We start from the raw sequence: 25,206 nt of genomic DNA on the forward strand, positions 1-25,206 counted from the left end.
GGACTGATCTGATTGAAACAGACGCCCGACGCACCGCATTCCATCTACGGGGTTGAGAAATGGGGCCATGGCCTCATTGAGGTGACAGAAAGGGGCGAGATAGCTCTGCGCAATCCGATGGCCCCCGAGGCCGAGGCAATCAGCCTGCCGGGTATCCTCAGCGATCTGGACGACCGGGGGATCAAAGCCCCGATGGTCTTGCGTGTTGCGTCTTATCTAGAGCATGAAATCGCGCACCTGAACGAGAGCTTTGCCGAGGCAATCGCGCGCGTAAACTATAAGGGCCACTATCGCGGTGTCTTTCCGATCAAGGTGAACCAACAGGCGCAGGTGGTCGACCGGATCGTCGAGTTCGGCAAGAAATACAATTATGGCCTTGAAGCAGGATCAAAACCCGAACTGGTGGTGGCCCTGGCCCATCGCCTGGCCCCCGAAGCGCTGATCGTCTGCAATGGCGTCAAGGATGCTGAATTCATCCAATTGGCGATCCTGTCTCGCAAGATCGGGTTCAACACCGTCATCGTGCTGGAAAGCCCAAAAGAGGCCAATACCGTCATCGAGGTCTATAACCAACTGGGGATCGAGCCCCTGATAGGCGTTCGGGTCAAATTGACCAATCAGATCAGCGGCAAATGGGAAGAAAGTTCGGGCGACCGTTCCGCCTTTGGAATGAACACCGACCAGCTTGTTGCCACCGTGGACAAGCTTAAATCGGCGGGATTGCTGCACTGCCTCAAGCTGCAACATTCGCATCTGGGTTCACAGGTGCAAGACGTTAACGATGTGCGCCGCGCTGTTGGCGAGGCATGCCGGTATTACACCGAACTCTCGCGTGAAGGCGTACCACTCAGCTATCTGGATCTCGGCGGCGGCATGGGGGTGGATTACACGGGCGAAAAAAAGGCCGCGGAAAACTCGATCAACTACACGGTCGAGGAATATTGCGCCAACGTAGTCGAAACCGTGGCCTACGCCATGGACGAGGCAGAAATCGATCATCCCACGCTTATCACCGAAAGCGGTCGTGCGGTTGTTGCGACGTCGTCCATGCTGGTCTTCAACGTGTTGGAAAGCACACTCTACGACGCCCCGAACGGACCAATGGCCGAGCCCGATGACCACCACATGGTTTCCGACCTCGCCGCAGTACACGGCTATCTCAGCAAGGATCGGCTGCAGGAATGCTGGAACGACGCAACTTTCTATCGCAATGAATTGCGCGCGCTTTTCAGACGCGGGTATGTCGACCTGCGCCAGATGGCCCGGGCCGAGCGCATCTACCTGTCCCTTATGGCCCGGCTCAAGGCCTTGGCGGCAAGTGATGATCTGGACACGGAAGTGGATGACCAGCTTGAGAAGGTCGCAGACATCTACCATTGCAACTTCTCGCTGTTCCAATCCCTCCCCGATGTCTGGGCCATCGACCAATTACACCCGATCGTGCCGCTGCAAAGCTTGAATGAAACACCAGACCGACGCGCGGTCCTGTCCGACATCACCTGCGACAGCGACGGAAAGATCGACCGTTTCATACTGGCCGACGGCGTGTCCCCCAGCCTGCCAGTGCATTCGCTGCCCGAAGAAGGCGAGTATTTCATGGGCGTCTTCTTCGTTGGCGCCTATCAGGAAACACTTGGCGACCTGCACAATCTGTTCGGCGACACCAATGTAGTCACCATCGACCTGCGAACCGACGGTGGCTTCGACTTGCTGCATGAACAAGAGGGCGACACAATTTCTCAAGTCTTGTCTTATGTGGAATTCGACCCGCAAGACTGTGTCGCCGCGTTCCGCAAAATGGTGGACGAGGCGATTTCGACCGGTACTCTGCAAGCCAAGGACCGAAAAACCCTGATGAGCGCCTATCGCGACTCGATCAACGGCTACACCTATTACGAATAACCCCTTGAGAGGAGACTATCCCATGGGCAAAACACTGGTTGTCGGCGCGGGCGGCGTGTCCCACGCAGCCGTGCACAAAATGGCGATGAATTCGGACATCTTTACCGAGATAACGCTCGCCAGCCGAACCAAGTCAAAATGCGATGCCATCGCAGCGGCCGTTAAGGACCGCGTCGGTGTGGACATCGCGACTGCCGAGTTGGACGCCTACAAGGTTGAAGACACAGTCAAACTGATCAAAGAAACGGGTGCAGAAATCCTCGTAAACCTAGCCCTGCCGTATCAGGATCTGGTTCTGATGGACGCGTGTCTTGAGGCCGGCATCCACTATCTCGACACCGCGAACTATGAGCCCGAGGACGAGGCCAAGTTCGAATACCACTGGCAATGGGCCTATCAAGAGCGGTTCAAAGAGGCTGGTTTGACTGCCATCCTCGGCTCGGGCTTCGATCCGGGTGTGACCAGCGTCTTCGCCAAATGGCTGAAGAAGCACAAGTTGGATACGATCCGTCAGATCGATGTGCTGGACGCGAATGGCGGCAGCAACGATCAAGAATTCGCCACCAACTTCAACCCGGAAATCAACCTGCGCGAAGTGCTGGCCGAGGTGCGCCATTGGGAAAACGGCGCATGGCAGCACAGCCCGGCGATGACCCACAAGGTCGAGTTCGACTTCCCCGCCATCGGCCCCAAGAACATGTACCTGATGTATCACGAGGAACTGGAGTCGCTCAGCACCCATTTCCCCGAGATCGAGCGCGCGCGCTTCTGGATGACCTTCGGCGACGCCTACATCACCCACGCCAAGGTGCTGGAAAACGTCGGTATGACTCGCATTGACCCGGTGATGCATGACGGCAAGAAGATCATCCCGATTCAGTTCCTGAAAACCCTGCTGCCCGATCCCGGCAATCTGGGCGCGGAGACCAAGGGCAAAGCCTGCATCGGTGACATCGCCACAGGTCAGGCCAAGGACGGCTCGGGCGAAAAGACCTATTATATCTACAACATCTGCGATCACGAGGAATGCTATGCCGAGGTCGGCAGCCAAGCCGTCAGCTATACCACCGGCGTCCCCGCCATGATCGGTGCGGCGCAGGTGCTGAAAGGCAACTGGACCCAGCCGGGCGTGTGGAACATGGAACAGCTCGACCCGGACGACTTCATGGACATGCTGAACGAACATGGTTTGCCATGGCAGGTCCACGAACTCGACGGCCCCGTCGATTTCTGATCCGCATCAGCTTCATCTGGCTAAAAATATCTCGGGGGGTCCGGGGGCAGCGCCCCCGGCCTCTCCACAATCCGGAGACACCCGAATTGTCCGACATGATGACCACCCAAGCTGGAGATGCCGGAGCTTTCCGCAATTTCGACTTCAACCGCGTGCCCACCCCTTGCTTCGTGGTCGATGAGAAAGCCGTTGAGCGCAACCTGACCATCCTCTCCGAGATCGGCACCTGCTCCGGCGCACATGTCCTGAGCGCGCTCAAGGCGTTTTCCATGTTCTCGCTGGCCCCACTGGTGCGCCGACACCTTGGCGGCACCTGCGCGTCCGGCATCTATGAGGCGCGGCTGGGGCGCGAGGAATATGGCGGCGAGGTCGCAACCTTCTGCGCCGGATATAAAGACGCGGACATGGACGAAATCCTGTCGCTATCGGACCACATCATCTTCAACTCACCCGCGCAAAAGGACCGCTTTCTGGCAAAAGCCCAAGCCGCCGGCGTACAGGTCGGTCTGCGTATCAATCCGGAACATTCCGAAGGCGAAATCCCCAAATACGACCCTTGCGCGCCCTGCTCGCGTCTGGGCACGCCGGTCAGCCAATTGACCGCCGAGACTATGAGTGGCGTGGACGGGCTGCACATGCACACGCTCTGCGAACAGGGGTTCGAGCCGTTGCAGCGGACTTGGGACGCGGTTGAGCCAAAACTCAAACCGTACCTTGGCCAACTCAAATGGCTGAACTTCGGCGGCGGGCATCATATCACCCGTGATGACTATGACCGCGACGGGCTGGTCGCCTTCATCAAATCCATCCGTGAGACACACGGTATCGACGTCTATCTGGAACCCGGTGAGGCGGTGGCCCTGGATGCGGGCATTCTGGTTGGCGAAATCCTCGACTTGCCGACCAACGGTATGACCCTTGCGATCACCGATATCTCGGCCACCTGCCATATGCCGGACGTCATCGAAGCCCCCTATCGCCCCGCCCTCATGGATGAGGCCGAGGCAGGCCATACCTATCGCCTGGGCGGCCCGTCCTGTCTGGCGGGCGACGTGATCGGTGACTACACTTGGGACAAGCCACTGGAAATCGGCCAACGCTTTGCCTTCCTCGATCAGGCGCATTACTCGATGGTCAAAACCAACACCTTCAACGGAGTTCCGCTACCGACTATAGCGCTGTGGAACAGCGAAACGGACGAACTGAAAATCATCAAACAGTTCGGCTATGACGACTTTAAAGGCCGCCTCTCATGAGTATTTTCCTCGACAGTGAACTGTCCGCATCCGAGCGCACCGAGGACGCGCGGTTCCGTGTGATCCCTGTGCCGCTGGAACGCACCGTATCTTACGGGGCGGGCACCGCCAAAGGCCCGGACGCAATTATCGAAGCCAGTAATGAACTGGAACGCATCACTGGCCACGCCGAGCCCTGCGTCGAGGGGATCTTGACCGAAGAACCCGTTGACTGCGATGCAGCGTTGTCAGAGATAATGGAACGCCTAGCCCAACGCACGGAAGCGGCCGTTCGCGCCGGCAAAATCCCGGTGACGCTAGGTGGAGAGCATTCACTTAGCTACGGCGCAGTGTTGGGTGTTGCCCGCGCTCTAAACCAACCGATTGGTATCGTGCAGATCGACGCCCATGCTGATCTGCGCAACGCCTATCAGGGCGAGAATCATTCTCACGCCTCAGTCATGCATCTTCTTGCCGAAGAAGGTATCCGTCTGGCGCAATTCGGCGTTCGCGCCTTTTCGACCGAAGAAGCCCAAAGCCGCCTGAGAAACCACGTGTTTCATGTGGACGCCGAAGAACTGGTTACCGGCAACATCCACTCGGTTGATCTGCCCAAGGATTTTCCCGAACTGGTGTACGTCAGCTTTGACGTTGATGGGCTGGACCCGGCAATCATGCCCGCCACTGGAACACCCGTCCCAGGCGGGCTGGGATATTATCAAGCACTGCGCCTGGTGGAACACGCCCTGAAGGGCCGAAAATGTGTGGGTTTCGACGTCGTCGAACTGGCCCCGAACGGCAATGCCGCCTGGGATTTTACCGCCGCCCAGATCGTCTATCGCCTGATGGCCGCCTGTTAAGCCTCGGCGGTCTCATTCAGTTCCATGTGCCCTTCGCCCTTGTTCAGAACGCGGCGTAGCATGGGCTCGAAGAACTCCAGCGGTTTGGTCGGATAATCCGGGTCGAACGCCTTCTGATCATATTCATGACAAAAATAGCGGCAGTCCTCCCAATACGGACTGTCGCGATATTTGTCGCGGGCATTCCGATCACCACCTAGATGATGATTGTAGTAGTAGCCCTGAAACACGCAGTGGTGCTTGAGAATCCAGTGTGTCTTCTCACTGACATAGGGCTTCATCATCGCGGCGGACAGTTCCCCGTGATTATAAGGCGACAAGATATCGCCGGTGTCATGGATCAGGGCAGCCACAACCAACTCTTCGTCAGCGCCGTCCTCATACGCTCGTGTCGCGGCCTGTAGGCTGTGCTGATAGCGATTTACCGGATACGGCGTCCATTCTTCGTCCAGTGAACGAATGGCGTCCAGTATGCGATCCGGCAAAGCAGCGTTGTAGCTGTCTTCATACTCCATGACCGCATCCCAGTCGGCCTTGGTCGCCTCTTCAAAACTGGTCCAGGTGGGTTTGTGGCTCTTGTCCAGCATCGCGCGAATCCTTTGGCTACGTTCGTCAAATCACTTTAAAGCGGCAGATATAGGCAAAAAAATGAATTGATTTTATCAATACGATCAAAAAATACTTTCAATATGCAAACCAAATCTCTGGAAACATTTTTAAGCGTAGCCGAAACCGGTGGGTTTCACTCAGCGGCCCGTAAGTTGAATGTAACCCAAACCGCAGTCAGCGCCCGGATCAGGGCCCTGGAAGACGCAACAGGCAAACCGCTGTTTTCGCGCGGGGCAGGCGGAACGGTATTGACCGAGTACGGTCGCCAATTCAAACCCTATGCTGAACAGATGCTGTCGCTGTGGTCGTTCGCAGCCAACGACCTGCCTGAACAGATTCAAAATCGGTTGGCACTGCGTCTGGGTGCCCAGTTGAGCGTGTGGGATCCGTTACTGGTGGACCTTGCTGTTCGCTTTGAACAACGGTTTGGACAATTGCTTTTAACCCTGAATTACGACCATGATTTGGATATGGTCGACGCCGTTGCTACCCACGTACTTGACGCCGCGCTGACCCATGAAAAACCTGCGGACCGGCGCGTGGTATTCCACGAACTTGCGCCCGAACGGCTGTCTTTGGTTCAAAGCAGGAAGGATGCGAACACCGACGCTGAACGGGTATTTGTCAACATAGAACTGGGCGAGACCTACCGGGATCATGTCCGTTCCACAGCGCGTCTCGCGACAGGGCAAACTATCTTTCTGGGTAATTGCTTGATGGCTTTACGCTATCTCCTACAGCGTGGCGGGTATGGGTATTTCCCGGACTATGTCATCACTCAGCATCTGAACTCGGGCGAGCTGTTGCGCGAGAAAGATGCGCGCGACTTAATGCTACCGCTGTTTTTGGTGGTCCGTTCGGATAGTCAAGAAGTTGAAAACATCCTGCAGTGCCTGGAGGAACTTCGCCGCTGACTTCAGACCGGTGACGGCTTTGGTGCTCCGTTTCGAACCCTTTTTCGCAGCAAGGGTCGCCCCGCGGCCAGTAAAAACAGAACCGACACAAGCACGCCCATAACGGCGGGAAGATACAGCAAGCCCCAAAGTCTGGGATCATTGATGACGAACGGGGATACGAATCCCCGAACTCCCTCAAGCAGGACCAGAATGGTAAAGGCACCCAGGATCTGAGGCCAAAGCCCAAAGCGCGAAAAGCTACCCAGCATCAGGGTCGAATATCCGACCAATGCGACCGCAATACATATCGCAATCCACGAGAACCTCTGGTGCAGCTCATCCACCAGATGGCCGATGCTGTGATCATCTTTCACTGAGACCGCTTCGCGATCCCAGATCAACTCGACCGTCGGGATGGCTTCAAGGCTGCGATGGCCCATACTCGAATTCTGGGTCAGTTCGGAAATGTCGTAAGAGGCGTCTTCGAACAACGTGGATGACAGCGTGTTACCAGCCTGATCATACCGCAGCGCAATCCCATCCAGCATAACCAGATGAATGCCCGAAGCCTGATTGACCAGATAGGCGGTGGCACTGGAATAACTGACAGGGTTAATCCCATCGCGACGGTCTGAGACGAAGACTTCGCGCAGCGTTCCGTCCAAATCGATATCGCCGATATAGACGGTTACACCTTCTGCTGGATGCAAGAATTCGCCCTCATTCAACAGCTGTGCGGTGACATCTCCGGCAACTTCATCCTGTCTTAATTCCAGTTGATCAACCGATGCAGGTCGCAAAAAGACGCTGATGACAGCCATCATCAGTCCCGCACTGAGCCCGAACACCAAGACCGCGCGCGCCAGTCGCCACGGGCTGGAGCCTGTTGCCAGCATCACCGTCATCTCGCTTTCGCGGCTCAAACGGTTGGTGGCGTAAACAGCGGCCGCAAACACCGCCATGGGCATGACCGTCCGGATCAGCGTCGGCAAGGTCAACGCCGTGAACTCCAGGAACACCATCGCCGATTGGCCGCCGCTGATGACCCGATCAAAAAGGCTGACCGAACGCGTGATCCAGAACACCCCGACAAGCACAAGGGTGAAAAAGCCAAACAGCACCAGCAATTGCCGCAGGAAATACCCATCAAAACGCGACATGCGACCTCTTGTTTCTTGGCGATTGGCGTTGCGGCGGACTTTAGGTGATTCAACGCGCCGAGGAAACCTCGATTAAGCCTGATCAGCGGCGGGGATCACGATGCGATGATACCAAAGCCAGCGCAGAATGCGCGACGCCGTGTGTGTGGCCAAAACCTCTGACCAGCTCTTGATGATGTTCAAAGTGGTTGTCGGGGCGCCCAGCCGCTCTAGCAACGGTCCCAGCATTGCGCCCTCCAGATTGGCAACTGGCCTTGGAAGATTCGGGTGCCCTATGACAAGGCCGGGTTCGATATGCGAAGCGGTTTGCACGCCGGAAGCGATGAGCTTGGCCTGAGGTGACAGGATCAGGGGCTGATCATCACGCAACGCCTCCCTGTTTGGATCGAACGCTGGGGACTTTACCCAATCCAACGGCTTTGCGCGCTCAGCCCAGAAGTGCGAAGGATCGACAGCATGCTGCCGTGCATAGAAATCGGCTGCAAGCGCTGCATGGGTCTGCACACGCTCGAATTGCCGATCCGCATAAAAAGACAAGGCCAGATCACTATGTTCGGGGGTTGTCAGAAGCGTGTTCACCACAGCTGCGGCCTGCACCGCCTGCCCCATCGCCAATTGCACCCCCTGCGACGACAACGCGTCGACCGCGAAGCTGGCCTCTCCGACCCGCAGAAGGTCGCGCGTTGGTGGTGTTGTCTCGGCCTGGCTGGTCGCATCCGCCCGCCGCACAGGCCCGATACGGCGCTGTTCCAGACAGGGCGCTAGTAGTGTCGAACGGGCCAGAAGATTCAGATAGAGATCGCGTCGATCTGCGGGTGGCAGCCCGATGCAGGCGTCGGGATCGACAAAAACCATTGCGTTGACCACTCCTCCCGGTAACAACGCGCCCCAATACCAATGTCCTTGTCCCGCCTCGACCCGGGCTTGCGGGCCAAAGCCCGGCGGCACGTGCCAATAAGCATAAAGCGCCAACAAAGGTTGGGATGCAGGGAGAAACCTGCGGCCCAGCCCGGCTTGCCGTCCCGCTGCGTCCAGCAGGATTTGTGCCTGGATCCGAAAGGCGCCCGTGTCGGTCCGAACGGGAATCTCCCAACCAGACTGCTGGCGCACCGGGCGGTATGCGCGCGCAGGTTGGACGACCTGCGCCCCTGCCGCTTGTGCTGCACGTAACAGCACCGCATCAAACTGGCCCCGGTCAACCAAAAGTCCGGGGTGATCACCGGCGACGCCGCGACGTTCGAACGCTCCGGCCCAATGCAAAAGCGATCCGCTTGCACGCAGAAAACCGGCCTGGGAAACGGTTTCGTCGACCCCCAACAGGTTCAGGATCGGCCAGATTGATGGCGGCAATGACTCGCCGACATGTTGGCGCGGGAACGTTTGCCGCTCGATCAGGCAGACGCGCCGACCTAGCTGAGCCAACCTCAGCGCAGCAGCGCTACCTGCCGGGCCGCCTCCGATCACGCAGATTTCGGTCTCAATCTCCATCCGTTCAGGCAGAGGCCACCCGTGCGGACACGCCAAAATAATCCGGACGTGCTTCGGACAAGCGGACATAGGCCTGAAGGCAATAGTGCAACCAACCTCGAATGTAGTCGCAAGCGGGGCGTCCGCGATGGATGACTTCGTGATGACACCCGCCGCCGCACAGATACCGCGCCCAGCAGGTGCCGCACGGGGATTGTGTGTGCACGTGCCGATCCGCCAACCAGTTCTCGCGCCGTAGGTCGGGGCCATCATAGACGTTGCCCATGGCTCCGGCTTCGTCTTCAACAAAGCGATGGCAAGCGAACAGGCCGCCATCAGCAGACACGCCAAAATACCCTCCCCCTGCCCCGCAGGCATAGGGCCGGTGGGTGCCTCGGTGGATCTCCTGCATCGCCGCTGCCATGTTCGAGAAAGGGTAGCGCCGCCCTTCGATTACCGCCGCCTCGAAAACTTCGCCGCAACGGATCATCTGCGATAGCATCTCGTCCAAATCACTCCGGTTCAGTTCATGCTGACCGTTGGGCGAGGCCAGCATGGGCGAGAATCCAATCGAATGAAATCCCATTCCCACAAACCGATCCAGCGTCTCTGGCAGGTTCATATTCTGCGGCGTAACCGTTACCCGGGCACCAACCTGCATACGGTGTTGAGCTGCCAGCAAAGGCTCGACCCGTTTCAGGATCGTATCAAAACTACCCCGACCGCCACGATTTGGGCGCAGCTTGTCATGGACCTCGCCCACGCCATCCAGACTGATGGTGACAGCAAATCCATGCGCTTCGAAAAACGCCGCATCCTCGGGGCGTAGCAGGGTCCCGTTGGTTGTGATCGAGAACCCGACGCTCAACCCGTTGGCCTGCGCCTTATCGACGGCATATTCCGTAGTGCGTTGCACCAGATCGCGGTTGATCAGAGGTTCTCCACCCAAATAGGCAAGGTTGATCCGCACACCGGGTTCGGCTTCGGCCACCAGCCGATCAACCGAAGCCTTGGCGACTTCCCATTCCATATTCCGCGCGGGTCCGCCAAATTCTCCCCCTGCAGCATAGCAATAAGTGCAAGCCAGATTGCATTTCTGCGCCACTGCCAGTGACAGCGACCTCACGGGCATACTCTGAGGCGGCGTGTCATCGATGAAAGGTGTTCCATCCAATCCCATGGACCTGAGGAAAGCGCTTTGACTTCTCTTGTCCATCGTTGCGAATTGCTCCGCCGCCCCCTCAGGCACATCAAACACGCGCGATCCATCAACGGCCAGCATGTGATCTCCATGCCCTGTGTCAAAGAAATGCACCTGCGCGGCGGGTGGGATCACGCCTTACCCTCCGTCCAGAACGGGATGCCAATCCCCTTGGCGGCCAGCGCTTCGCCCTCGACGCGGAACAGCTTCATGTCATCGCGCACCTGCTGGATGTAGGCCTGGGAGTCTTCAAATTTGCCATCCGCTTCAAGCGCATAGGCGTTGGCTAACCCATCCTTGACCTTAGCGTAGAGTTCCAGCGCCGTCCTGGCCTCCTCTTCAGTGCCAACCTCAATCTGACGCAAATAGGCAGGCGTGCCTTCTCCCGTATCGTATTTGGCCAAAACGTCCTTCATTTGACTGAAGCGCAGGAAGTGCTCGTCCCCGTCGGTGTCGATCCGTACCGCCAGCGCATAAAGGCGGCGTTCCGGGAACAAATCCTCCTGCTCCAAAGTCGCCACACATTGTGCATAAGCGCGGTCAATAAAGCCTCCGGGGCGCTCGATCTCGATGAAATCCGCAAGCGCTTGGGCCGTCAGTGGCCTCAGTGCGCGCGGCTGCGTCTTACCCTTGCCCGCCGGCAAGGTTTCGGACGGGGTCAAGATGGGTTCATACCCCTCGGGCTCAAGCTCCCACAGCAGTTGGTTCGCCCAGCGCATATGGGTCATCTCGCCAATCGCGACCTCCAGCACCGAACGCCGGGCAAATATCAGATCGTCTTTCAGCGTCGGCCATTTTCGGGTATCCGCCGTTTCGGGATCCGCCAACGAAAAATAGGCGTAAAGATATTGCAGGCTCAGCGTCATCTCCATCGCGGCCAGACGCGTCTTGAGGTCCTCGATCATCGCCTGCGGCGTGTCATAGGGCTCCACGCCTGGCATTTCGGGATCAACTTCATAAACCTCGCCCGTTTCGCGGCCTTCAACGACGATAGGCAATTCGCTCCACATCTGATTTACCTGATAATGGTCAATCTGGTAGGGGCGGTTTTGTTCGACCGTATTCAGCGCCGCGACGTTACCGGACGGAGACTTGTCCGAGCGCAGCCAATCCAGATAGGTCTCGGCCTCGATCGGGTTCTTTGACTGACCCGAGGGTAACTGATCGTCATGTGCAACCTCGGCCATCACCACATCGGGATGGTTCGAGGGCCAGTAGTGGCAGCCGCAGTCGCGGAAGTCATGGGACCACGGGTTGCACAGGCTTTGCGTCAATTCTCCGGGATCATAGGCTTCGCTGAAGACCCCCGCCTCGGTCCGGTACTGGCGGCGGAATCCGTGCAGGACGACCTGCTCGGTATCCACGATGCCCTCATGATTGCGCCGTTCCAGAGCAATGCTGACCGGTTTGTCATCACCATGTTCCAGACTGCGGATGAACCGCCAAATCATCAGCCCGTCATAGGGTGTGCCGTCTTTCTCCTGAAAGGTGATCCGCTTGCCGCTTTGTTCGACCCAGGACAGGAACCAGCGACCTTGGCTGAGCTTTGCGCCAATGTCACCGCTGTAGGCCTCCAACAGCGTCTGCACCCACTCCTCGGGGCTGTTGTCAGGCAGCATCGGGTCGTAGAAATAGTCCACAAAAACCAGATGGAAGCCCTGCGAATTCTTCGGCGCCACGGGCACGGGGTTCAGCGGCACCCGCGCGGCGTTGAACACCAGACCGGGGAAAAAGCGGCGGTCGAGGTTGCGCACATCCATTTCCAGACCGGGAAAGCAATTCCCCACCGATCCGTCCAGTCGCGTGTTGTCGGGGTTGCCCGGTACCTTATAGGCCGCGCGGGCGGTCAGGTTGCGGGGTTTAACGCGAATTTGGCCGGGCTGATCAGACATTCTGAGCCTCCGTTTCCTGTGCAACCAGATAGTCGATGAACGAGATCACCAGATGGTACTGCCTGCGCGACAGCGACAGTGGGTAATAGTTGGAATCGCGCATATAGGGCGGCATCCGCGCGTCGTGCATCGAGTCGCGGATAATCCGAGGATCGCGAAAATCCGGGTTCGGATTTTGATCAGGGTTCGGGTCGGTTTCAAGCTCGGTCAGGATACCATATGGTGGACGCAGCAGTGTTTTAACGAAATCCGGGCGACGGCGTAGGAAATCCAGCAGGTTGGCCTCGTCAATCAACTGCTCATGCACGAACTTCGTCGCCACTGTATAGGGCAGCCGATCATTGGGCACGGAGTTCGAAAAGACCGAGATCGGTTGCGGGCGGATCAGTTCGTCGATCTTGTCCGGCGGCCTTGCATCCTCCTCCGTCATGGATTTCGCATCGGTTGACGGCAGGCCCGGCGTCGGGGAAATCCCGGTTTTCGCCTGTAATTTGGCATTGTCCTTCAAACCTTGCGCGCGGATATCGTCGAGGTTGATCAGGCTGTTGGTCTCGAAGGCGCGGCGGAAGATATCGACCACCTCGTCTTTGGCCTGGATGTAGTTTTCTTCAGTTACCGAGATTAGCGACAGATCACGATCGGCCAGATCATCCTCAAGGCTGTAGAACGGCCGCGCATCAGGTGCAAAATCGGGTGGTCCGGTCATGATCGTGGCGCGCGCGGTCAGGCGTTCGCCACGTACTGCCAGCGTCGCCTCGATCACGCCATCGCTGGTGTCATCGGCCACTCCCCAGGATTGGTCATTGCCCACACGGGCACCGTCGTAACTATCGTGCGGCTCAGGGTCGTCCGAGGTGCCGGACATCATGATCCATTTCGACCAAGGGGTGTCGGGGTTCAGGATGCGGTTCTGTTCGGGCACGATTTCGTGGATGCGACCATATTCCGATTTCGGCGGGTCGTTCTGATAGCCCGGTACGGCCAGCGTCGCCGGACCGTATGCAGCATCAGGCGGGCCATAAACCTCACCTTTCGGAGGCATAAAGCGCAGGCGCAGGATACTGCGGTCGATGAACTCCCCTTCGACTGGTTCATCATGACCCTGCACAGGATGCATCACACGGATCGAACCTAGCGGGATCGGGTTATGCTCATAGACCATCGGCTGTTGTTCGGACGTATACGGGCTGAAGGCCAGCAGGGGTTTCGGGGTGAAATCCTGACCCGCAATCTCGACCCGTGCACGAAACCCGCAAGCCGCGTCGCCAGTCCGGCGCTCGGCCTTGGTGTTCCCGACGGTGACCGAATAGCGCACGTTTTGCAGCGACAGGCCCTGATCGTCGAGCAGATCGAGCGTCACCGGTGTCTCATATTCCTCGCCCGTCTCGGCATCATGCATCCGCGCCCACAGCTCAAAGAACGGGGCAACCGGGCGCAACGCGCCGCCTTCGTCGCGAAAGCGGATCGTGTCGGGATCGGGAAGATAGGCGGTGACACTGCCATCTTCGATCTCGCGCAGGGTTATGTTCGAACGGATGACCGTTTTGTTGTTGCCATGGGCATCCATGTCCTGCTGCCACTCATAGCTTTCCAGCGGTGTCTCGCCCGGTCCCAGGCGAGCAACCGCCATGGGTGGCAGAAAGAAAATCTCTCGGATCGTGTCCATACTGGGCCCTCCCCCGTTTGGCCTTGGCAGCCCCTGCTTTCAGGGGTTCGAATAGCTCTCGTATGTGATCGTTGGGTCGTCGAAAATCGACTTGGACGTATCTCGGATGATGTCTGGCGGAGCGTCATCCGGCACCGGTGAAATGCTCTGCTGATAATGGAAGAAATTATGCGGGTCGAATTTCTGCTTCACGAACAGCAAAGAGTTGAAATACTCGCCCCAGTATTGCCAGCGATAGTTCTTCTGGGTCCGCCGTGGATAGTTCTGATAGACGCGATCAATGAAATAGCCCTCTTCGGTCATCAGTTTCATGAATCCGTCGAGCCACGGCACCACGATCTCTTTTTCTTCTTCCGACACCCAGAACACATCGACGTAGAAGTTCAGCGACACATCACGGTGAATGAAGGCATTGCCTTGTTTGCCCAACGGCATCCGATTGATCGCCCCCCCATAGGGTTCGATGGCCACAGCGCCATAAGCGTTGGGCGTGCTGTCGAGGTAGTCTACGACGCGCTGCCATTCGGCTTCGTTGAGCTGGCGTTCAATATATCCGGCCTGCTTATCTTCACGCGCCTGATCGGGGACGACGGGGATGTCATATTTGTCGTCATACAGCCATGAGTTGATTTCTTGATAGGTGCCATAGTTCTGGTCGTCCTCACCCATCTCGCCGCCGATTTCATCGCTCAGCAGGGGCTGAACAAACGCGTTCCCCTCTTCGGACGTGCCATCATAGAGCGCCGACACCAGCAGCACTTTTCGATCTCCCTGATAGGCCAGAAAGATATAAGCCCCGAAACGGTCATCTTCGCAGGTGCGCATGTAGTTGGCCTGCAGGTACTCCAGTGCCTTGGCGGCTTTGTCCAACGGCCATGTGATGTGGCAACCCCAGACTTCATACAGCTGGTGCAGCTGGTAGCGGATTTCCAGCAACACACCAAAGTTGTTGCCGGTCCCGCCTCGTATGGCCCAGAAGAGGTCGGAGTTCGTGTCTTTGTCCGCGATCACGATACTGCCGTCCCACAGCATCACGGTGACACCCAGAACGCTGTCGCAAGCCATCCCAAGCCTGCGCGAGGTAAAGCCATAGCCGCCGCCCATCATGAAACCCGCCACGCAGACATCCTGACAGGCCCCGCCCGGCACATGCAGGTGATAGGAGTTCAACTCCGAATTCAGCATCTTGAACGGTGTGCCCGGACCGACATAGGCCATCGGCACCTTTGGATCGACGGTCACGTAACGCATTCGGCTGGTATCCAGCACCATCTGGTTATTGACCGAATACCCCGCCGTGCTGTGACGCCCTGACCGCGCAACAACCCATAGGTCATGCTCGCGCGCGAAAGCAAGGCTGGCGCGTACATCCTGAATGGTCTCGCAATAGACGATGATCTCTGGGTAGTCCTGGAAAGCCGGATTCCAAACCTGCCGGTCATTGTTGTAATCCGCGTCGGTCGGCAGAGTGACCGTTCCGATCAGTTTCTTCTCAAATTCACGTATCTCATCGGGCGTGATCGAATGGTACTGCTGCAGCGCCAGATCGGTACGGCTTTGCGCCAAGACATCCTTGGCCAGAAGGGTTTTGCTGATCTTACGCATTAGGTCTCCTCATACCACAAGAGCGGGGCGCCGGACTGGTGACCCAGCGCTAAAAAGTCGAAATTCAGGTATCATCCCAACTCTGCCCGCGCCCAAGCTGGCAGCAAGTTGGCCTTCGGGTCAAGTAATCGTTTCCATCAACGCTCGTGCGTCTTTGAGGTCCGGCAGTTGGGCATCTTGATGGAAATGCGACATGACCGAATTCAACGCCTCACCAACCGGTTCGCCTCGGTGTTGCCGCCACTCCGCCAACGCGACCGCTGCACGAAGCTCGTAAAGCCGCGCGCCTTGCCTTTGCGCTGTTTCGATAGCGCGCAACAGCAGCGGTACTGGATCGCCCCCGGTCTTGGCTACAAGGGCGGCCTCAATACGCAGTTGATCGGCCTCGGCCCATTTCTCTTCGGTTTTGCTCAGAACATTTCTGGCGTGCGTCAGAGTCTGATGCGCAGCGTCGTGATGGCCGGCGTTTGTCTGAATCTCGGCAATCAGCGAAGGGAAGAAAGTCTTGTAATTTCCGGCCCCAACCGACCACCAGTCTTCCGACGCCTGACGCAGGTCCTCGATATGTTCGACTTCAGAGGTCGTGGTTGCCTTTGCCCAGCTTTCCCATAGCCGCGCAATGGTCGCCATAAAGGGTAGCGAATGCTCCTCGGCGACTTCGGACAGCGCCTTAACATCCCTTTGCAATGCAGGGATGTCGCGCGCCAGCAGGTGAACCTTGCACATGTAAACCAAGATCTGCGCCACACTATGCGCGTGCTTGAGGTTCTTGGACCATTCCAGCGCTGTATTCTGCACCTGCAGGGCATCTTGATGCCGACCCATCAGGCAATAACATGTGCCCAGAAATGCTGATGTAATCGCGGCATGATCCGTTCCATAGACATAGGCTAGCTGGCTGTGCTGATCGAAATCATAAAGCGCCCAAGCTTGCTCAAGATGGCGCTTTGCATCTGACAGGTTGCCCAAATGCAATTGCACCGCCCCCATGGCGCGATGACCGACCATGCGGTGTTCGGTCTTGCCGCTTGTCGCCGCCAGATCGAGGATCTGCGCAGCCACGCCTTTCGCCAATTGATATTCAGCACGCACAAGATGGAATGCATATAGCCCGTTGAGCACAGGAAACAGCCGCTCGGTCTCGTCAGCTCGGTGACATAGTTCGCGCAGACGCCCATAGGCCTCACCCGTCGCATCCCCTGAAATACCGCTTGTTGAGCGCAGGACACCGGCACGTAGAATCTGGATGTCGATCTCTTGCAAATCCCGTGCACGGCTCTTTGGCAGATCGGCAAGCTGATCCAGAGCTTTCGACAGATGGGTCAACGCCTCGGCCTGGGCCGAGCGTTCGATCGCTCGACGCCCCGCGCTTTGCCAGTGCATCACGGCCTCATCCGCGCGTTGGGCCAACGTGTAATGCTGTGCCAGAACCTCGGGCTGAGTCTGGGCCAGTTGCGGCTGGTTCTCCAGCAACGCACCCGCCGCGCGGTCATGCAGCGACTGCCGTTCCGTGCGCAGCAAGCTGTCATAAGCCATGTCGCGAATCAATGCGTGGCGGAAGATGAACTCATCCTCTGCCGCATCCGGGGCTTGAAGAATGATCCCGGCCGATGAGAGCTGTTCCAGTCCGGCCTGCAGAACCGTCGGAGACAGAAACGAAACAGAGGCCAGCAACGCGATCGAGAACTGCCGCCCGAACACGGCGCCGGTTTGCGCCACTTCTTTGGCCTTGCCCAAACGGTCCAGACGCTCCATCAGCGAATCCTGCAACGTGCTGGGTACTGAAAGCGATGGCAGGGGGCCGCGCACGACATACCCCTTGTCGCTCAAGCGCAATTGCCCCGATTCCAAAAGACCGCGGGTCACTTCCTGGACATAAAGCGGAATGCCATCCGTCTTGGCCGCAATAAGGTCGCAAACCTCGGGTGGTACTGGGTGCCCCCCCGCCACCTCAGCTACGATCTCAGCCACATCCCGATTGGTCAAACGCTTGAGAGGTATACGCAGGGTATTGTTGTGGTGACCCCAACCCGGATCGAAACCGGTACGTGCTGTTACGACGATCAGCACCGGTAGGTCCCGAATATGTTCGATCACCCGATCTGTAAGAGACAAGGTGGTCGGATCAACCCAATGCGCATCTTCGAACAACAGCAACACCGGTCGTTCTCGCGCTAGCGTTGCAAGCTGTTCTGTCACTGCCTCCAACGTCTTCTCAAGCTTCACTTGCGGCGGCAGGTCGAGAGGCCCCAGCGTAGCATCAGCATCAACGCTCAACAAATCAGCGATCAGGCGCACATGCTCTGGCGGGTGATGGCGCAAGAGGTACGAGAGTTTTCCCAGTTTATCCTCATCGTTGTCTGTCGGCGCAAATCCTGCGGCGCGTTCCAGATGCTGAATGATCGGATAAAGTGCCGAGTTGGCATGAAAGGGCGAACACTGGAAGTTCAGGCGAAGCGCGCCTTGATCCAGCACTTCTTGGCTAAGCCCCTCAATCAGGCGTGATTTGCCGATCCCTGCCTCGCCAGTGACAAGAACCGATTGTCCAGCGCCCTGACTTGCCTCATTCCATTTGTCGGTCAGCTTGCGGAACTCTGCCTGGCGCCCAATGAGCCGACCAGAACCGGCATCAGGCATTATGTCAAATCTGCGCTCGATCCGCGCCTGCCCTGTGACGCTCCAGGCTTGTATCGGTTCCGAAAACCCTTTCAGTGCGAAAGACCCGCGATCCTGCAGTTCAAATGCATTGCCCACCAATCTGCGAGTGGACGGGCTGATGATCAGTGTATTGGGCTCGGCCAAACTCTGCAAACGTGCTGCCAGATTGGGTGTACGCCCCATGACCACGTCATGTTCCTTCAACCCTTCGCCATGGATCTCGCCCACAACGACAAGACCGGTCGAAACACCGATCCGCGCAGTCAGACGCTCCTGGCCTTCCATGCGATTCAATCCTTCAAGAATATCCAGACCCGCATGAACGGCGCGCGAGGCCGCATCTTCCACCGCGTGAGGATACCCGAAATAGATCATCGCCCCGTCACCCATGAAATCGGCGATATGTCCACCAAAGCGAGCAACCGAGGTCGAGCAAATTTCCTTGAACCGCCGAAGCAGCTCCCCCAAGTCTTCGGGGTCAAGCCGCTCGGACATGGCAGTCGAGCCAACCAGATCAACAAACATAACTGTCAGTTGCCTCCGCTCGGCGACAATCTTCCCGCTGCCTTGGACCGGGGTCGGATTGGCATCCCGCGCCTGCCCCAATGCGGCCATCAATCGGCGCCTTGGTCCAAGTGGCAGCCCAAGGTCGATCAAATCATGTTCGGAGAGGTGTGCGAGATCGGCCAATGTAACTTCGTTCGACGCGAATACCGGCGCATACTTCGACAGCCCGTGTTCTTCAAGGAATGCGTCGATCTCTGTCATTATCCCCGTTGTCCCCGATCGTCTCCGGGTTCCCCTACCCGGTCAGGCTTGCATATTGTGACACAAAAGCCGAACGACTTTAGCACATTAGCTGGACAGTCCTGATGGCTTTTCCTTCAGCCTTGATCAAGCTTTTTCTTTATTGCCGCACACGTCAAGTGAATTGCGCCACACGTATGCACCAAGCCCGCGCCTCTGTTGCAGGAATTTCGCTTGTCCGGTGGGAAATGGCAGGGGCAGCAGGGTTCGAACCCGCGACCTACGGTTTTGGAGACCGTCGCTCTACCAACTGAGCTATACCCCTAGGCTGGGCCATCAGATATGACAGAGGCGCAGCGGACTCAAGAGGCTTTTTGAGTTTTCCGAACACTTTACCGCTGACAAAAAAGTTGCGCCCGGCGCGCAGTTCTTTAAGACAAGGCTCGGCCAGCAGGAGGACCGCAGCCTTGAGCATCCGCAAGAAAATCGCAGACAGCGAAGCCGTGCTGAACTGGGTCGCGCGACGGATCGCAAGCTATATCCGATTGGTGCATCGCAACACACGCTGGCAGCGCATCGGTTACGAAGAACTGGATCAACTGGCAGAACAGGGCGAACCGGTCATCGTGGTGCTGTGGCACCAGAGACTGGCACAATCGCCATATTTCTTCCCACTGGACAAGGGCCGCATCTGCTCGATCACTTCGGCAGCGCGCGCGGGCAGCATGGTGGGGCGAGTGCAGAAGCTGTTCGGGATGGATACAATTGCAATGTCCAGCCGCAAGCGCCACGTCGCCTTGTCGCGGGAAGTGCTGGGTAAGATGAAACAGGGTATCTCGATCGGCATTGCCGCCGACGGCCCTCGCGGACCCGAGCGGGTATCCTCGACTGTACCGCTGGTCTGGGCTCGCACATCAGGTAAACGAGTTTTCGGCATCACCTATTCCGCGCGGCACGGGTGCGAAGCCGGAACTTGGGATCGTCTGCTGATGCCTCGCCCCTGGCGCAACGACGGCGTGTTTCTGTGCCGCGAATGGACCGATCCAGTTCCACGCAAGGCCAGCGAAGAGCAGATTGAGGCCCTTCGTCTGAGCCTTGAGCAGCATATGAACGACATCACCGCCGAGGCCGACCGGATGGTCGGGCGTGAGCCATGGGCAAAGCGCATGTGAACCCAGAAACCGGCGTGAAACGACTTTTGCGCCGTTAGGCCGCGTCTGCGCTGGTTTTGACCGAGGTCGCTCCTCTCGCCATGCTGTCCGACATTTCAGCAAGCTTGATATCAAATCGCTTGCGCTCTCGGCAAAAGTCGCTGATTTTGCACTCAACTTCCTGTTCGTCGTCACCGAGAACAGCGGCTCTCATATCGTCCAAATCCTTGCTGTGAAGGATTTGCGTTCCATAGTTTAGAAATTCAAAACCAAACATCTTAGTCTCCCCTGATCGCCGGGACGCGCTTGATTTGCGCGTCACCTTTGCTGTTGCAATAGAGAGCTGGGAGTTCAGTCTTCGTTTGGAGTGGACGGTAGATTAAGAATGCGAGATCGACAGCTGTTTTGTTCAATGAACTCAGCTTGCCCGAGATCATTCGACGAATAATCTCAATGCGCCGAGAAGATTGGATGAGAAAAGGCCGCCCCATGTGGAGCGGCCTTCTTTAGTTCACCGATTTGTCGGGCCAAAGCCCGACTACCGTGATTACTCGATGATTTTCGAGACGACGCCGGCGCCGACGGTGCGGCCGCCTTCGCGGATCGCAAAGCGCAGGCCGTCTTCCATCGCGATCGGGGCGATCAGCTCAACGGTGAAGCCGACGTTGTCGCCGGGCATAACCATCTCGGTGCCAGCCGCCAGGGTCACGGTGCCGGTCACGTCAGTTGTACGGAAGTAGAACTGCGGACGGTAGTTCGCGAAGAACGGAGTATGACGACCGCCTTCTTCCTTGGTCAGGATGTAGGCTTCGGCTTCGAACTTGGTGTGCGGTGTAACCGAACCCGGCTTACACAGAACCTGGCCACGCTCAACGCCGTCACGGTCGATACCGCGCAGCAGGGCGCCGATATTGTCGCCCGCTTCACCGCGATCCAGCAGCTTGCGGAACATTTCAACACCGGTACAGGTGGTTTTCTGAGTGTCACGGATGCCGACGATTTCGATCTCGTCGCCAACATTGATCACGCCACGCTCAACACGACCGGTCACAACAGTACCACGGCCCGAGATCGAGAACACGTCTTCAACCGGCATCAGGAACGGCTTGTCGACTTCACGCTCAGGGGTGTCGATGTAGTCATCAACAGCCGCCATCAGTTCCTTGATCTTCTCTTCGCCGATTTCCGGGTTGTTGCCTTCCATCGCGGCCAGAGCCGAACCTGCGATGATCGGAATATCGTCGCCGGGGTATTCGTAGCTGGACAGCAGTTCGCGAACTTCCATCTCAACCAGTTCCAGCAGCTCTTCGTCGTCAACCTGGTCAACTTTGTTCATGAACACGACCATCTTCGGGATGCCAACCTGGCGGCCCAGCAGGATGTGCTCGCGGGTCTGCGGCATTGGGCCGTCAGCGGCGTTCACAACCAGGATCGCGCCGTCCATCTGAGCGGCACCGGTGATCATGTTCTTGACGTAGTCGGCGTGGCCGGGGCAGTCGACATGCGCATAGTGGCGGTTGTCGGTCTCGTACTCCACGTGGGCGGTCGAGATGGTGATGCCACGTGCTTTTTCTTCAGGCGCGCCGTCAATCTGGTCATACGCTTTGAAGTCACCGAAATACTTGGTGATTGCTGCGGTCAGCGTGGTCTTGCCGTGGTCAACGTGGCCAATCGTGCCGATGTTGACGTGCGGCTTATTACGCTCAAACTTTTCCTTTGCCATTCCTCAGGCGCCCTTTTTGCAATTTGGGGGACCCTTGGTCCCGTGGTTACATCTGCGCGCGCGAGATATTTGGTTCAGGGGGGAAAATCAAGCACATCCTGAGGGAAATGCATCCATCACGCCGGATTTTGTGTGACAGCTTCGGTTTCAAGCGGCTGGATCAAGCTGGGGCGCTTGTCAAACCAGCCATCATCCTTGTGCTCTTCGGCCAGCCACTCCTCAACCCGGTCGGCAACCTTCAAGGCCAGACCGTTCATCTGTTCTTCTCGGGTGCGCGCATTTCCTGATCCAGTAAGGGCGCTTTCACCGGTGGTATCTTCGAGCACCTGAAACTGCTTGCCTTTAGCAAGGAACTCTTTCTTTTCGACGTCATAGACGTTTACCAGAACGATGGCGGTGCTTTTGGGGTTGTAAATCACAGGAATTCCCGGAGGTGCCAACATGTAGCCCTCGAGACTGATGCCAATGTCGTATTCCTGTGAACCTTCATACCGGCCAAGCCTGATGTCCACTGCATTCTGGATCGCTTTGGTCCATTCATCCGGCGTAGCATCCCGCGAAACCGGTCCCTGAACGGCCTTTTCCGCAAAGGCATAATTCACGCGTAGCTTGAATTCACCCAGCGACTCGGGGTCTTCATAAACCTGCGTTTGGGTGCATGCGCCCATCAGGGCCAACCCGGTGATCAGTGTCAGAATGCGCAGCATGTCTCTCGTCTCGATAGGCCTGTTTTCTTTGGATGTAGCGCACCGATACGGGTTGTGCCAAGCCGTATCGGCAGATTTTCACCAAGCGGACAGCATATCACGAGAACTTGTAATCCCTCGGAAAGCCATAAGGTGCTTTTTTCCCAACACCCGCACGCTTGGCCAACCAATGGGACATATCTGCCTCGTGCCGGGTTTTGTCGCCGCCCATGGACCATTTCAGGCCCTCTTCCCAGTTGAAGGTGGTGATATCGGATAACCCACCATCCAATTCCAGTGTGCCCTGCCGCCCACGCGCCATGTTGTACTTCTGCAAGCGGACACCCTTACCACGGGTCATCTCGGGCAGCTCCTCTGTCGGGAAGACTAGGAATTTCCCGTTCTGCGAGACAACAGCAACATGATCGCCCTCAACCGGCTTACAGATCATCGCCGTCTCGTCTCCTTTGACGTTCAGCACCTGTTTGCCATTCCGGGTCTGCGCCAGAACGTCATCTTCCGGCACCATAAAGCCGTTGCCCGCATCCGAGGCCACAAGCAGCTTGCGCCCCGGTTTGTGGATCAGGATGTCGATAATCTGCGCCTCGTTCGGCAGGTCGACCATCAGACGTAGCGGTTCGCCCATGCCACGCCCGCCGGGCAGGTTAGCGGCGCTGACGGTATAGAATCGGCCATTTGACGCAAAGACCAGCAGGCGGTCCGTAGTTTCCGCGTGGAAAATGAAACGTGGGCCGTCACCATCTTTGAACTTCAACTCGCGCTTCAGATCGATATGGCCGGTCATTGCCCTGATCCAGCCCATCTGAGAGCAGACGACCGTGATCGGTTCCTTGTCGATCATCGCCTCAAGCGGCACTTCCTCGACCTGACCTGCCTCGGCAAATTGTGTCCGGCGCGCGCCGCCTTCATAGTCTTTGCCGAAGGTCTTCTTGGTCTCTTTGAGTTGCTCAGCGATCTTGGCCCATTGCAGGGCGGGATCAGCCAGCAGGTCTTCGAGATTGGCGCGTTCCAGCATCAGTTCGTCACGTTCGCGTACCAGTTCCATCTCTTCCAGACGGCGCAAGCTGCGCAGGCGCATGTTGAGGATCGCATCGACCTGCACCTCGGACAGTTCGCCCTCACCCGGCTTCGGCGAGACGTAATCGGACTCATCGGTTGCGCGGACGTGATCGATGCCCCAATCTTCGCGCATCAGAGCGGCCTTGGGGTCGTCGTCGTAGCGGATGATATCGATCACCCGGTCGAGGTTCAGGAAGGCGACGATAAAGCCCTCCAATACCTCAAGGCGGTGGTCGATCTTGGCCATGCGGTGACGCGACCGCCTGATCAGCACCTCTTGCCGGTGATCAAGGAACGCGCGCAGCACTTCCTTCATCGAACAGACCTTAGGCGTCACCCCGTCGATCAGCACGTTCATGTTGAGGCTGAAGCGCACCTCAAGGTCCGAGTTGCGATAGAGCATGCCCATCAGCACCTCGGGGTCCACATTCTTAGAGCGTGGTTCAAGGATCAGGCGGATGTCATCAGCGGATTCGTCGCGGACATCGGCAAGGATCGGGATCTTCTTGGTCTGGATCAGTTCCGCGATCTTTTCGATCAGCTTGGATTTCTGAACCTGATAGGGAATCTCGGTGACGATGATCTGCCACTGGCCACGCCCCAGATCTTCAACCTCGTATTTACAGCGCAGCCGGAAGGATCCACGCCCGGTGCGGTAGGCCTGCGCGATATTTTCGGGCGGCTCGACAATGACGCCGCCGGTCGGAAAATCCGGGCCGGGAACATAATTCAATAGCGTATCGTCACGCGCATCCGGCGTCTTGATCAGATGCAGACAAGCGTCGCACAGCTCGGAAATATTATGCGGCGGGATATTAGTCGCCATGCCCACCGCGATGCCGCTTGCGCCATTGGCCAGTAGATTCGGGAACTGTGCGGGCAACACGACCGGTTCGGTCAGTGTGCCGTCATAGTTGTCGCGGAAATCGACAGCGTCTTCGTTCAACCCTTCCAACAGGGCTTCGGCAACGATGGTCATCCGCGCCTCGGTGTATCGAGAGGCCGCCGGATTATCGCCGTCGATATTGCCAAAATTCCCCTGCCCGTCGACCAGTGGATATCGGACGTTGAAGTCCTGTGCCAAGCGCGCCATTGCGTCGTAAATCGCCGCGTCGCCATGAGGGTGATAGTTACCCATCACGTCGCCAGAGATTTTCGCTGACTTACGGAAACCGCCCGTCGCACTGAGTCGCAACTCGCGCATCGCGTAGAGGATTCGCCGGTGAACCGGCTTCAATCCATCGCGCGCATCTGGCAAAGCGCGGTGCATGATGGTGGAAAGCGCGTAGGTCAGGTAGCGCTCGCCAATTGCGCGGCGCAGCGGCTCGGCTACCTCGCCCCCATTGTCAGGGGTCTCCATTTTGGGGTCGTCGATCGTATCGTTCATACATGATGTGATACGACGCAAGCGCGCGCGGGTAAAGCAATCGGCGC

Annotated in this window: 18 protein-coding genes and 1 tRNA gene; 6 read left to right on the forward strand and 13 right to left on the reverse strand. The window is 57.6% G+C overall.

What is annotated here, in order from left to right:
* Positions 1–12 precede the first annotated feature (12 nt).
* The 4 genes from speA (at position 13) to speB (ending at position 5,231) form a co-directional block, all read left to right on the forward strand.
* Positions 13–1,902 (forward strand): biosynthetic arginine decarboxylase, encoded by a 1,890-nt coding sequence (gene speA / locus I5192_RS11830; protein ID WP_170636796.1) that lies wholly within the window; start codon positions 13–15, stop codon positions 1,900–1,902.
* 22 nt (positions 1,903–1,924) lie between these two features.
* The gene (locus I5192_RS11835) at positions 1,925–3,136 is read left to right on the forward strand and encodes a saccharopine dehydrogenase family protein (protein ID WP_170636797.1); all 1,212 of its coding nucleotides are present in this window, start codon (positions 1,925–1,927) and stop codon (positions 3,134–3,136) included.
* An 86-nt stretch (positions 3,137–3,222) separates the two neighbouring features.
* Positions 3,223–4,392: a carboxynorspermidine decarboxylase gene (gene nspC / locus I5192_RS11840; protein WP_223116915.1), complete on the forward strand. Its 1,170-nt coding sequence runs from the start codon at positions 3,223–3,225 to the stop codon at positions 4,390–4,392.
* Positions 4,389–5,231 carry an agmatinase gene (speB, locus tag I5192_RS11845; RefSeq protein WP_223116916.1) on the forward strand — a complete coding sequence of 281 codons (843 nt, stop codon included), beginning with the start codon at positions 4,389–4,391 and terminating at the stop codon, positions 5,229–5,231. The genes nspC and speB overlap by 4 nt, the downstream gene beginning before the upstream one ends.
* Here speB and I5192_RS11850 read toward each other — a convergent pair.
* Positions 5,228–5,818 (reverse strand): HD domain-containing protein, encoded by a 591-nt coding sequence (locus I5192_RS11850; protein WP_170564393.1) that lies wholly within the window; start codon positions 5,816–5,818, stop codon positions 5,228–5,230. The two genes, speB and I5192_RS11850, sit on opposite strands and share 4 nt — an antisense overlap.
* A 102-nt stretch (positions 5,819–5,920) precedes the next feature.
* On the opposite strand from I5192_RS11850, the gene I5192_RS11855 reads away from it, so the two are divergent.
* Positions 5,921–6,754: a LysR family transcriptional regulator gene (locus I5192_RS11855; RefSeq protein ID WP_223116917.1), complete on the forward strand. Its 834-nt coding sequence runs from the start codon at positions 5,921–5,923 to the stop codon at positions 6,752–6,754.
* A gap of 2 nt (positions 6,755–6,756) precedes the next feature.
* Here I5192_RS11855 and lptF read toward each other — a convergent pair whose 3' ends face one another.
* From lptF to I5192_RS11895, 8 genes are all read right to left on the reverse strand, one after another.
* Positions 6,757–7,896 carry an LPS export ABC transporter permease LptF gene (lptF, locus tag I5192_RS11860; protein ID WP_170392575.1) on the reverse strand — a complete coding sequence of 380 codons (1,140 nt, stop codon included), beginning with the start codon at positions 7,894–7,896 and terminating at the stop codon, positions 6,757–6,759.
* A 72-nt stretch (positions 7,897–7,968) separates the two neighbouring features.
* Complete coding sequence (locus tag I5192_RS11865) at positions 7,969–9,384, reverse strand: NAD(P)/FAD-dependent oxidoreductase (RefSeq protein ID WP_223116918.1); 1,416 nt, start codon at positions 9,382–9,384, stop codon at positions 7,969–7,971.
* Positions 9,385–9,388: 4 nt separating this feature from the next.
* Positions 9,389–10,699, reverse strand: a complete 1,311-nt coding sequence (locus tag I5192_RS11870) for a radical SAM/SPASM domain-containing protein (protein WP_223116919.1) — start codon at positions 10,697–10,699, stop codon at positions 9,389–9,391.
* Positions 10,696–12,456: a ferritin-like protein gene (locus I5192_RS11875; RefSeq protein WP_223116920.1), complete on the reverse strand. Its 1,761-nt coding sequence runs from the start codon at positions 12,454–12,456 to the stop codon at positions 10,696–10,698. Before I5192_RS11875 ends, I5192_RS11870 begins: the two co-directional genes overlap by 4 nt.
* Positions 12,449–14,122, reverse strand: coding sequence for a hypothetical protein (locus tag I5192_RS11880; protein ID WP_223116921.1), 1,674 nt, complete (start codon positions 14,120–14,122; stop codon positions 12,449–12,451). Before I5192_RS11880 ends, I5192_RS11875 begins: the two co-directional genes overlap by 8 nt.
* Before the next feature lie 39 nt (positions 14,123–14,161).
* Positions 14,162–15,727, reverse strand: a complete 1,566-nt coding sequence (locus I5192_RS11885) for an FAD-binding oxidoreductase (RefSeq protein WP_223116922.1) — start codon at positions 15,725–15,727, stop codon at positions 14,162–14,164.
* Between the two features lie 120 nt (positions 15,728–15,847).
* Positions 15,848–19,153, reverse strand: a complete 3,306-nt coding sequence (locus I5192_RS11890; protein WP_223116923.1) for an adenylate/guanylate cyclase domain-containing protein — start codon at positions 19,151–19,153, stop codon at positions 15,848–15,850.
* A 228-nt stretch (positions 19,154–19,381) separates the two neighbouring features.
* Positions 19,382–19,457 (reverse strand) — tRNA-Trp (locus I5192_RS11895).
* A 142-nt stretch (positions 19,458–19,599) separates the two neighbouring features.
* On the opposite strand from I5192_RS11895, the gene I5192_RS11900 reads away from it, so the two are divergent.
* Positions 19,600–20,304 (forward strand): lysophospholipid acyltransferase family protein, encoded by a 705-nt coding sequence (locus I5192_RS11900; protein ID WP_223116924.1) that lies wholly within the window; start codon positions 19,600–19,602, stop codon positions 20,302–20,304.
* 34 nt (positions 20,305–20,338) lie between these two features.
* Here the strand turns inward: I5192_RS11900 and I5192_RS11905 are convergent, their stop codons facing one another.
* From I5192_RS11905 to parC, 4 genes are all read right to left on the reverse strand, one after another.
* Positions 20,339–20,560: a hypothetical protein gene (locus tag I5192_RS11905; protein ID WP_170420395.1), complete on the reverse strand. Its 222-nt coding sequence runs from the start codon at positions 20,558–20,560 to the stop codon at positions 20,339–20,341.
* 270 nt (positions 20,561–20,830) lie between these two features.
* Entirely contained in the window at positions 20,831–22,006 is a 1,176-nt protein-coding gene (tuf, locus tag I5192_RS11910) for an elongation factor Tu (RefSeq protein WP_010441214.1), read from the reverse strand.
* A 116-nt stretch (positions 22,007–22,122) separates the two neighbouring features.
* Positions 22,123–22,713: a hypothetical protein gene (locus I5192_RS11915; RefSeq protein WP_170392584.1), complete on the reverse strand. Its 591-nt coding sequence runs from the start codon at positions 22,711–22,713 to the stop codon at positions 22,123–22,125.
* A gap of 97 nt (positions 22,714–22,810) precedes the next feature.
* The gene (gene parC, locus I5192_RS11920; protein WP_223116925.1) at positions 22,811–25,159 is read right to left on the reverse strand and encodes a DNA topoisomerase IV subunit A; all 2,349 of its coding nucleotides are present in this window, start codon (positions 25,157–25,159) and stop codon (positions 22,811–22,813) included.
* Positions 25,160–25,206: the final 47 nt, after the last annotated feature.

This window comes from Ruegeria sp. SCSIO 43209 (assembly GCF_019904295.1).
Lineage (GTDB): Bacteria > Pseudomonadota > Alphaproteobacteria > Rhodobacterales > Rhodobacteraceae > Ruegeria.

Coding starts and splice junctions, on each gene's coding strand:
- I5192_RS11835 (WP_170636797.1), top strand. CDS start 1,925: ATGGGCAAAACACTGGTTGTCGGCGCGGGCGGCGTGTCCCACGCAGCC.
- speB (WP_223116916.1), top strand. CDS start 4,389: ATGAGTATTTTCCTCGACAGTGAACTGTCCGCATCCGAGCGCACCGAG.
- I5192_RS11850 (WP_170564393.1), bottom strand. CDS start 5,818: ATGCTGGACAAGAGCCACAAACCCACCTGGACCAGTTTTGAAGAGGCG.
- I5192_RS11855 (WP_223116917.1), top strand. CDS start 5,921: ATGCAAACCAAATCTCTGGAAACATTTTTAAGCGTAGCCGAAACCGGT.
- lptF (WP_170392575.1), bottom strand. CDS start 7,896: ATGTCGCGTTTTGATGGGTATTTCCTGCGGCAATTGCTGGTGCTGTTT.
- I5192_RS11865 (WP_223116918.1), bottom strand. CDS start 9,384: ATGGAGATTGAGACCGAAATCTGCGTGATCGGAGGCGGCCCGGCAGGT.
- I5192_RS11875 (WP_223116920.1), bottom strand. CDS start 12,456: ATGTCTGATCAGCCCGGCCAAATTCGCGTTAAACCCCGCAACCTGACC.
- I5192_RS11880 (WP_223116921.1), bottom strand. CDS start 14,122: ATGGACACGATCCGAGAGATTTTCTTTCTGCCACCCATGGCGGTTGCT.
- I5192_RS11885 (WP_223116922.1), bottom strand. CDS start 15,727: ATGCGTAAGATCAGCAAAACCCTTCTGGCCAAGGATGTCTTGGCGCAA.
- I5192_RS11890 (WP_223116923.1), bottom strand. CDS start 19,153: ATGACAGAGATCGACGCATTCCTTGAAGAACACGGGCTGTCGAAGTAT.
- I5192_RS11905 (WP_170420395.1), bottom strand. CDS start 20,560: ATGTTTGGTTTTGAATTTCTAAACTATGGAACGCAAATCCTTCACAGC.
- tuf (WP_010441214.1), bottom strand. CDS start 22,006: ATGGCAAAGGAAAAGTTTGAGCGTAATAAGCCGCACGTCAACATCGGC.
- I5192_RS11915 (WP_170392584.1), bottom strand. CDS start 22,713: ATGCTGCGCATTCTGACACTGATCACCGGGTTGGCCCTGATGGGCGCA.
- parC (WP_223116925.1), bottom strand. CDS start 25,159: ATGAACGATACGATCGACGACCCCAAAATGGAGACCCCTGACAATGGG.